The 391-nt window shown below is 43.7% G+C and carries 1 rRNA gene; it reads right to left on the minus strand.

The window, feature by feature from the left end:
• A 5S ribosomal RNA gene (gene rrf, locus M3205_RS25320) occupies positions 1–73 on the minus strand; the annotation flags it as partial.
• Positions 74–391 lie beyond the last annotated feature (318 nt).

The following is a 391-nucleotide window of genomic DNA, read 5'->3' on the forward strand; positions in this document are numbered from 1 at the left end:
CATCGGCGCTGAGAAGCTTAACTTCCGTGTTCGGTATGGGAACGGGTGTGACCTTCTCGCTATCGCCACCAGACTATTTTCAAAAGACAAGTATGATTATACTTTCTTTTAAAGTTTTTTTCAAGAGAAAATTTCATTTTTTCATTCCCTCAAAACTAGATAATGTATGAAGAAGAATTTGCCGAGTATTCACCAATATGACTTGTCTAGCTTCGGCTCCTAACTTCTCGGCCGTTTCGATCCGTCTCTCCAAATCCCAAAACCAGGATTTGAATGGCCGGCTCTCCAACGTCTCTCGAAGTTGAACAGTCGCCTCTGCTTTTCGTTTTGGTTAAGTCCTCGATCGATTAGTATCAGTCAGCTCCACATGTCGCCACGCTTCCACCTCTGA

This window comes from Cytobacillus firmus (assembly GCF_023715565.1).
GTDB classification, from domain to species: domain Bacteria; phylum Bacillota; class Bacilli; order Bacillales; family Cytobacillaceae; genus Cytobacillus; species Cytobacillus firmus_C.